The sequence below is a fragment of the Mesorhizobium sp. M7A.F.Ca.CA.001.08.2.1 genome (genome assembly GCF_003998455.1).
Taxonomy (GTDB): Bacteria; Pseudomonadota; Alphaproteobacteria; order Rhizobiales; family Rhizobiaceae; genus Mesorhizobium; species Mesorhizobium ciceri.
The window spans coordinates 1-8,670 of record NZ_RZPW01000212.1; the positions used below are offsets into that span (position 1 = coordinate 1).

The 8,670-nt window shown below is 62.3% G+C and carries 6 protein-coding genes; all 6 read right to left on the minus strand.

The genetic code is table 11. The annotated features are described in order from the left end of the window. Nucleotides 1-96: 96 nt before the first annotated feature. The 6 genes from EN914_RS14695 to EN914_RS14720 all read right to left on the minus strand — a co-directional run bounded on the left by EN914_RS14695 (nucleotide 97) and on the right by EN914_RS14720 (nucleotide 8,081). Nucleotides 97-747 (minus strand): helix-turn-helix transcriptional regulator, encoded by a 651-nt coding sequence (locus EN914_RS14695; RefSeq protein WP_013533656.1) that lies wholly within the window; start codon nucleotides 745-747, stop codon nucleotides 97-99. 82 nt (nucleotides 748-829) lie between these two features. Then, nucleotides 830-3,049, minus strand: a complete 2,220-nt coding sequence (locus EN914_RS14700) for a 3-hydroxyacyl-CoA dehydrogenase NAD-binding domain-containing protein (RefSeq protein WP_024503169.1) — start codon at nucleotides 3,047-3,049, stop codon at nucleotides 830-832. Between the two features lie 14 nt (nucleotides 3,050-3,063). Next, nucleotides 3,064-4,272 carry an acetyl-CoA C-acetyltransferase gene (locus tag EN914_RS14705; RefSeq protein ID WP_024503170.1) on the minus strand — a complete coding sequence of 403 codons (1,209 nt, stop codon included), beginning with the start codon at nucleotides 4,270-4,272 and terminating at the stop codon, nucleotides 3,064-3,066. Between the two features lie 33 nt (nucleotides 4,273-4,305). Beyond that, on the minus strand, nucleotides 4,306-5,478 hold the full coding sequence (locus EN914_RS14710; RefSeq protein WP_024503171.1) for an acyl-CoA dehydrogenase family protein: 1,173 nt from the start codon (nucleotides 5,476-5,478) through the stop codon (nucleotides 4,306-4,308). 46 nt (nucleotides 5,479-5,524) lie between these two features. Then, nucleotides 5,525-7,315: an acyl-CoA dehydrogenase gene (locus tag EN914_RS14715; RefSeq protein ID WP_024503172.1), complete on the minus strand. Its 1,791-nt coding sequence runs from the start codon at nucleotides 7,313-7,315 to the stop codon at nucleotides 5,525-5,527. A 307-nt stretch (nucleotides 7,316-7,622) separates the two neighbouring features. Further along, nucleotides 7,623-8,081: a MerR family DNA-binding transcriptional regulator gene (locus EN914_RS14720; protein WP_013533661.1), complete on the minus strand. Its 459-nt coding sequence runs from the start codon at nucleotides 8,079-8,081 to the stop codon at nucleotides 7,623-7,625. Nucleotides 8,082-8,670 lie beyond the last annotated feature (589 nt).

Below are 8,670 nucleotides of genomic sequence, written 5' to 3' on the forward strand. Positions count from 1 at the left end.
ACCTTTCAGAGTGCGACCGCCAGTGACGACGATGGCTGCCATCACAGGGACCATCAGAACCGCCAGCGCGTGATGGAGAAGCCGCACCAGCTTAACCTATTGGCTTGCCCAGACAATCCGCGCCACCCATTCGACATCGCGCATGGGAATATCGCGGTCGGGATGATCGGGATTGAGCGAGACCAGCGCAATCGACCTGACGGTCTGGCGCTCGAGCACCTTGGCCATCACTTCGCCTGATGTGGTCTTGACGACGACGCGATCGCCCTTGCGGGTAACGGCGCCCGGTTCGACGATGAGGACGTCGCCATTGCGGTAGAGCGGCAGCATGGAATCGCCCTGCACCTGCAAAGCATAGGAACTCTCGGTCGATTGCGTCGGCAGTTCGATCAGATCCCAGCCCTGCCCGGCTGGAAAGCCGGCATCGTCGAAGAAGCCGCCGGCGCCGGCCTGGGCAAAGCCGAGCAGCGGCACGGAGCTTCGGCGGGCGACCGAAGCCGCATGGCTGGCCCCGGCCCGACCTTCAATCAAACCGGTGAATTCGTCGAGGGAAGCGCCCGTTGCCTCCATGATCTTTGCCAGTGATTCGGTCGAGGGCCAGCGCGGCCGGCCATCCGACGACAGGCGCTTCGACTTGTTGAAGGCGGTGGAATCGAGCCCCGCACGCTTGGCCAGCCCCGAGGCCGAAAGCGAATAGCGCTCGGCAAGAGCATCAATGGCAGCCCAGACACGGTCATGCGAGAGCATGTGTCGCTCTCCTTTGAACAGGAAAAAATACCTTCCCTGTTCTAACCCCGGACCGCCATCTTGTCCACAGTGCAAGGCTTACTCACGCCGCTTTCCTGGTCTCGCCTTTCGCATAGGGATCGAAGCGCTGGTAGAAGCTCTCACCCTTCTCGGCCATGTCGAGCAGCAGCTTGGGCGCCTTGAACTCGGCGCCGTATTTCTTCTGCAGGTTTCTGGCGATCTTGACGAACGCCTTGGCGCCGATGCCGTCGATGTAGGACAGCGCACCGCCGGTATAGGGAGCGAAGCCGAAGGCGAGGATCGAGCCGACATCGGCCTCGCGCGGGTCGGTGACGATGCCTTCTTCCATCACCCGGGCCGCTTCCAGCGCGATGGTGACCAGCAGCCGCTGCTGCAGTTCCTCATAATCGACCTTCTCGGGTGCAAGCTGCGGATAGAGATCCCTGAGGCCCGGCCACAGCTTCTTCTTGGCGGGCTTGGCCGGATAATCGTAAAAACCCTTGCCGTTCTTGCGGCCGAAGCGGCCGTGATCGTCGACCATGGTGTTGATCAGCGCCATCTGCTTGGGATCGACCGCCTTGTCGCCCAAATCCCTGATGGTCTGCTTCATGATCTTCTGGGCAAGGTCGATGGCCGTTTCGTCGGTCAGTGCCAGGGGGCCGACCGGCATGCCGGCTGCCTTCGCCGCGTTCTCGATCATCGGCGCGGGCACACCTTCGATCAGCATCTTGTAGGCTTCCGACATGTAGCGCAGCACGCAGCGGTTGACGTAGAAGCCGCGCGTGTCGTTGACGACGATCGGCGTCTTCTTGATGGCGCGAACGAAGTCGATCGCGGTGGCCAGCGCCTTGTCGCCGGTCTTCTTGCCCAAAATGATCTCGACCAGCATCATCTTGTCGACCGGCGAGAAGAAATGGATGCCGATGAAATTCTTCGGCCGCGCCGAATTCTTGGCCAGCGACGAGATCGGGATGGTGGAGGTGTTCGAAGCGAAGATCGCCGATGGCTTCAACACGGCTTCCGCCTGTTCGGTGGCGCTCTTCTTGACGCCCGAATCCTCGAACACCGCCTCGACCACCAGATCGCAGCCGGCAAGGTCGGCGTAGTCCGCCGTCGGCGTGATCAGCGACAGCAGTTTGTCCTTGTCCTCCGGCTTGGCGCGGCCCTTCTTGACCTGATCCGAGACCAGGCTGTCGGAATGCGCCTTGCCCTTGGCGGCCGACTCCAGATCACGGTCGAGCAGCACCACCGGGATGCCGGCCTTGGCGGTGACATAGGCGATGCCGGCGCCCATGAAGCCGGCGCCGAGAATGCCGATCTTCTTGAACTTGGTTTCGGGCACGCCGGCCGGGCGGCGGGCGCCCTTGTTCAGTTCCTGCAGCGACACAAACAACGAGCGAATCATCGCCGCCGCTTCCCTGGTCTGCATGATCTCGGTGAAATAGCGCTGCTCGATGCGCAAGGCGGTGTCGAACGGCACCAGCAGGCCTTCATAGACGCATTTGAGGATCGCGGCGGCGGCCGGATAGTTACCATAAGTCTCGCGGCGCAGGATGGCGATCGCCGGCGGCCACAGATTGAAACCGACCGGCGAATAGATCTGGCCGCCGGGCAGCTTGAAACCTTTCTCGTCCCATGGCGCCACCGGCTTCAGCCCATTCCTGATCATCGCCTTGGCGGTCTCGATCAACCTGGCCGGCTCGGCGATCTCATGGATCAGGCCCATCGACTTGGCCTTCTGCGGCGACAGCGTCTGGCCGGAGGTCAGCATCTGCAACGCCTGCTGCTGATCGGTCAGCCGCGGCACGCGCTGGGTGCCGCCGGCGCCCGGGAAGATGCCGATCTTCACCTCGGGAAGCGCCATCTTCACCTTGTCGCTATCGGCGGCGACACGGCCGTGGCAGGCGAGCGACAATTCGAAGGCGCCGCCCATGCAGGTGCCGTTGATCGCCGACACCCACGGCTTTCCGCAAGTTTCCAGCTTGCGGAACAGGCCGGTCATCATGCCGGCATTGTCGAACAGCGCCTTGGTCGCCTTTTCGGCGTCCTTGCCCTTTTCCGCGGCGAAGGTCGTCAGCATCTTCTGCAGCAAAGAGATATCGGCACCGCCGGAGAAGGTATCCTTGCCGGAGGTGATCACGGCGCCCTTGATGGCGGCGTCACCAGCCACCTTGTCGACAATGGCGTTCAATTCCCGCATCGCCTCTTCGGTGAAGACGTTCATCGAACGGCCGGGCATGTCCCAGGTGACCAGCGCAATGCCGTCGGCGTCGGTGTCGAGGGTGAAATTGGTGTAGCTCATCGTTTCTCTCCCCGTCAGACGCGTTCGATGATGGTTGCGGTGCCCATGCCGGCGCCGATACACAGCGTCACCAGAGCGGTGTTGAGATCGCGCCGCTCGAGTTCGTCCAGCACCGTGCCGAAGATCATCGCGCCGGTGGCGCCGAGCGGATGACCCATGGCGATGGCACCGCCATTGACGTTGATCTTGTCATGCGGAATGTCGAAAGCCTGCATGTAGCGCAGCACCACCGAAGCGAAGGCTTCGTTGAGCTCGAACAGGTCGATGTCCGAGAGCTTCATCTTGGCGCGCTTCAACAGCTTCTCGGTGACGTCGACCGGACCGGTCAGCATCAGCACCGGCTCGGAGCCGATGTTGGCGAAGGTGCGGATACGCGCGCGGGGCTTCAGCCCCATCGCCTTGCCGGCCTTCTTCGAACCGAGCAGCACGGCCGCCGCACCATCGACGATGCCGGACGAATTGCCGGCATGATGGACGTGGTTGACCTCTTCCACTTCGGGATGCTTCTGCACCGCGACCGCATCGAAGCCGCCCATTTCGCCGGGCATGACGAAGGACGGGTTGAGCGAGGCCAGCGACTGCATGTCGGTCGACGGGCGCATATGCTCGTCATGGTCGAGGATGGTCAGGCCGTTCTGGTCCTTGATCGGGATGACGGATTTCTTGAAGCGGCCATCCGCCCAGGATTTGGCGGCGCGCTTCTGGCTCTCGACCGCATAGGCGTCGACGTCGTCTCTGCTGAAGCCGTATTTGGTGGCGATCAGGTCGGCCGAGATGCCTTGCGGCACGAACCAGCCGGGCAGGCCGACCGAAGGATCCATGAACCAGGCACCGCCCGAGGCGCCCATGCCGACGCGCGACATCGATTCGACACCGCCGGCAATGACGATCTCGTCCGCTCCCTGCGCGATCTTGGCGGCACCGAAATTGATGGCGTCGAGCCCGGAAGCGCAGAAGCGTGAGATCTGCATGCCGGGCGCCTTGGTGTCGTAGCCGGCCTCGAAGGCGGCGGCGCGCGGAATGACCGAACCCGCCTCGCCGACCGGATCGACGCAGCCGAAGATGATGTCGTCGACGTTTGCAGTGTCCATCCCATTGCGGTCGCGCAGCGCCTCGAGCGTCTTGGCGGCAAGCCGCACCGCCGGCACCTCGTGCAGCGATCCGTCTTTCTTGCCCTTGCCGCGCGGTGTGCGCACGGCGTCATAGACATAAGCTTCAGCCATTTGCTTGCTCCTTGGGTTTGCCTGATGTCGCCTTCAGAGAGAGCGTCCGATCAGCAATTTCATGATCTCGTTGGTGCCGCCGTAGATGCGCTGGACGCGGGCGTCGCGGAACATGCGGGCGATCGGGTATTCATTCATGTAGCCATAGCCGCCATGCAGTTGAAGGCATTCGTCGACGACTTTTCCCTGCAGGTCGCTGAGCCAGTACTTGGCCATCGACGCTGTCACGGGATCGAGGCCACCCGCGATGTGGCGGGTGACGCAATCATTGTAGAAGACGCGGCCGATGGTGGCCTCGGTCTTGAGTTCGGCCAGCTTGAACTGGGTGTTCTGGAAATCGATGATCGCCTTGCCGAACGCCTTGCGCTCCTTGACGTAGTCGATGGTCAGCGCCAGCGCCCGCTCGATCATGGCGATGGCGCCCGTGCCGATCTGCAGCCGCTCCTGCGGCAGTTGCTGCATCAACTGGACGAAGCCCTGCCCTTCCTCGTGGCCGAGCAAATTGGAGGTCGGCACGCGCATGTCGTTGAAGAACAGCTCCGACGTGTCGTTGGCCTTGAGCCCGATCTTGTCGAGGTTACGGCCGCGCTGGAAACCTTCCACCTCGTCGGTCTCGACGACGATCAGCGAGGTGCCCTTGGCGCCCTTCTCCGGATCGGTCTTGGTGACGACGATGATGAAGTTCGCAAGCTGGCCGTTGGTGATGAAGGTCTTGGAGCCATTGATCTTGTAGTGGTTGCCATCCTTCTGCGCTCGCGTCTTGACGCCCTGCAGATCGGAGCCGGCGCCGGGCTCGGTCATGGCGATGGCGCCGATCAGCTCGCCGGTCGCCAGCTTCGGCAGCCATTTCTTTTTCTGCTCCTCGGAGCCGTAGTGGAGGATATAAGGCGCGACGATCGAATTGTGCAGGCCGATGCCGAACCCGTCGACACCGACATGGCCAATGGCCTCGATGATGGCGCTCTCATGCGCGAAGGTGCCGCCGGAGCCGCCATATTCCTCCGGCATAGAAGCGCAGAGCAGGCCGGCGGAACCTGCCTTCAGCCAGCTTTCGCGATCGACCATCTCGTTCTTCTCGAACTCGTCGTAGCGCGGCGCGATCTCCTCCGACATGAAGCGATGCGCCATGTCGTAGAGCATGCCGACCTCGTCCGCCGCCCAGGCGGGCTTCGGCAAAGAGAGCACTTCGGCGGGATTTGTCGCCACGATTTCCTCCGCGTATCGACAGACAGAAAGGCCAGTGAAGTCGAGCTTAGAACGCTTCCGCCGGCAGTGCCATCAATGTGTCGGCGCCGCTCGAAATGCGGGCGAGATGCGCCGACGTCTCCGGCATGATCCGCTCCATGAAGAAGCGCCCCGTCACGACCTTGTTGTCGTAGAAAGATTGCGCGCCATTGGCGTCCGTCTTGCCAAGTGCCACCTTGGCCATCTGCGCCCACATATAGCCCAGAGCGACAAGGCCGAAGAGATGCATGTAGTCGGTCGAGGCGGCACCCGCATTGTCGGGCTTGGCCATGCCGTTCTGCACCAGCCACATGGTCGCCGCCTGCAAATCGTTGAGACCTTTCTTCAACGCCTTGGTGAACGGCGCCATCTTCTCGTTAGCGCGGTTCTCCTCGCAGAATTCGCCGACTTCCTTGAAGAAGGCCTGCACGGCGCGGCCGCCATGCAAACCAAGCTTGCGGCCGACGAGGTCGAGCGCCTGGATGCCATTGGCGCCTTCATAGATCATGGCGATGCGGGCATCGCGCACGAACTGGCTCATGCCGTGCTCTTCGATATAACCGTGACCGCCGAACACCTGCTGCGCCATGACGGCGTGGTCGAACCCTTTGTCGGTGAGCACGCCCTTGACCACCGGCGTCATCAGGCCGGTGTAGTCGTCGGCGGCCTGGCGATCCTTGTCATCGCCGGAGCGGTGGGCGATGTCGGACTTGATCGCCGTCCACAGCGCCAGCGCGCGGCCGGCCTCGTTGAAGGCTTTCATGGTCATCAGGCTGCGGCGGATGTCGGGATGGACGATGATTGGATCGGCCTTCTTGTCCGGCGCCTTCGGCCCAGACAATGAGCGGCCCTGCAAACGGTCCTTGGCGTAGCCGACAGCGTTCTGATAGGCGATCTCCGACAGCGACAACCCCTGCAGGCCGACACCGAGGCGCGCCTCGTTCATCATCGTGAACATCGCCTTCAGGCCGCCGTTGGGCTCGCCGAGCAGCGTGCCCTCAGCCTCGTCATAGTTCATGACGCAGGTCGAATTGCCGTGGATGCCCATCTTCTCCTCGATTGAGCCGCAGGAGACGGTGTTCCTGTTGCCCGGATTGCCCGACGGGTCGAGCTTGAGCTTCGGCACGATGAACAGCGAGATGCCCTTGACGCCTTCCGGCGCACCCTCGATGCGGGCCAGCACCAGATGGACGATGTTGTCCGACATGTCGTGTTCGCCGGCCGAGATGAAGATCTTCTGGCCTGAAATCTTATAGGTGCCATCGCCGTTCGGCACCGCTTTGGTCCGCAACAGGCCGAGATCCGTGCCGCAATGCGGCTCGGTCAGGTTCATGGTGCCGGTCCAGGCACCCTCGATCATCCTCGGCAACCATGTCGCCTTCTGCTCGTCGGTGCCGTGGGTGATGATTGCCGCGATTGCGCCCTGCGTCAGGCCCGGATACATCATCAAGGACATATTGGCCGAGACCATATATTCGGCGACGGCGGTGTGCACGGCATAGGGCAGGCCCTGGCCGCCGAACTCGACGGGTGCGGCCAATCCCATCCAGCCGCCCTCGCGGTACTGGTCGAAGGCCTCCCTGAAGCCTTTCGGCGTGGTCACCGAGCCATCGTCGTGACGCACACAGCCTTCCATGTCGCCGACACGGTTCAGCGGATGCATGACGTTTTCGGCGAGCTTGGCGCCTTCGGCGAGGATCGCCTCGAGCACATCGGGCGTGGCGTCGGCAAATCCGGGAAGGTTCGAATAACGCTGATAACCCAGAACCTCGTTGAGCACGAACAGCGTATCCTGGACCGGAGCCCTGTATGTCGGCATGCTTTTTCTCCACCCTGCAAACCCGGTCCGAATGCCCCGAAGACAAGCCAGGGCGGCATGCGGACCCATATTGGGAGCGGGATAGCAAAAATTGACGTTTGCGTAAACGTCAATTTTCTCGATGCGACAAGATTCCCCGCCCCCTGGAGCAATGAGCGTAGCGGCGCGACGTTGCGCAAGCCAGCGCCGAAAGGCCATAAGAGTGGGCCAGGACAACGAAAAGCCGCGTGGCAGGCCACGCGGCTAGACAGAACTCGGACAATCAGCAGACGACTTGGTGTCTGGCGCAATTCCTGACGGAATTGCTTCAGCTGGCGGCGCTCGCCTGCGGCGCCGAACGCTCGCTCAGCATCTGGCGCACCGCCGACATCGAGCCGCTGAGTTCGTTGATGGCGTCGTCGATCAGCGCCCGTTGCTTCTGCAGGCGGGCAAGCTGCTTTTCCGACTTATCCAGCGCAAGCTTGAGCTGCTTGGTGTTTGAACCGGTCGGATCGTAGAGATCCATCATCTGCTTGACGTCGCGCAGCGAGAATCCGACCTTGCGGCCAAGCAGGATCAGCTTGAGGCGGGCCTTGTCGCGGCGCGTGTAGAGACGGGTCGAACCGTCGCGCTGCGGGTTGAGCAGGCCCTTGTCTTCGTAGAAACGCAGCGTGCGCAGCGTCACTCCATATTTCTTCGCCATCTCGCCGATGCGGACGAGGTCCTCGCCGGCTTCGGCAGACATATTGGTATTGGCCGCGGTCTCGCCGGCCGAGATAAGCTTCATGGTCACTGGCTTTCCCCGTCTGGTGGCGTCGCGGTCCTGGACCAGGCGTCGCCTGACTGGAAGCGGGGGCCTGCTTCCAGTCGTGGTTTCAACAAACAAATCGCAAACATGCGCTCAATGCGCCTTTTACGTTTACGTCAATTCTATACCGATTGCCGCAGGATGACGCAAGGGCGTTCTGCGCCCCGCCCTTTATGCCGCACCGTCAGGCCGGCAGCCAACATCCTTTCGATTTCTTAAGTTTGGTTAACGCGTTGTTTACCACGTTGGGGGAAATGTGGGCGCGTCGGCTACCCGTGTTTATCCTGTATCGAATTTTTCACGGTTTTTCGGAGCGCGGGCGAGAGCCCGGGAAGCTCGTCTTCCGCCGCGGCATCGCCGCCGGTCGCCTTCGTTCCGATAGGGACCTGGGGGAACTGGCCGCGAGCCAGCCATTCTGAAAGACGGACGCACCGATGAACAGCAAGCGGTCCTATCTCGATACACTCAATGCCGGCAGGCAGCGCAGGCCGCAGACCACGCTCGATCAGTTGAACCAGTCGCTGGAGACACTGGAGCAGCGGCTGGAGCGGACGCGCGAGGATCCGAT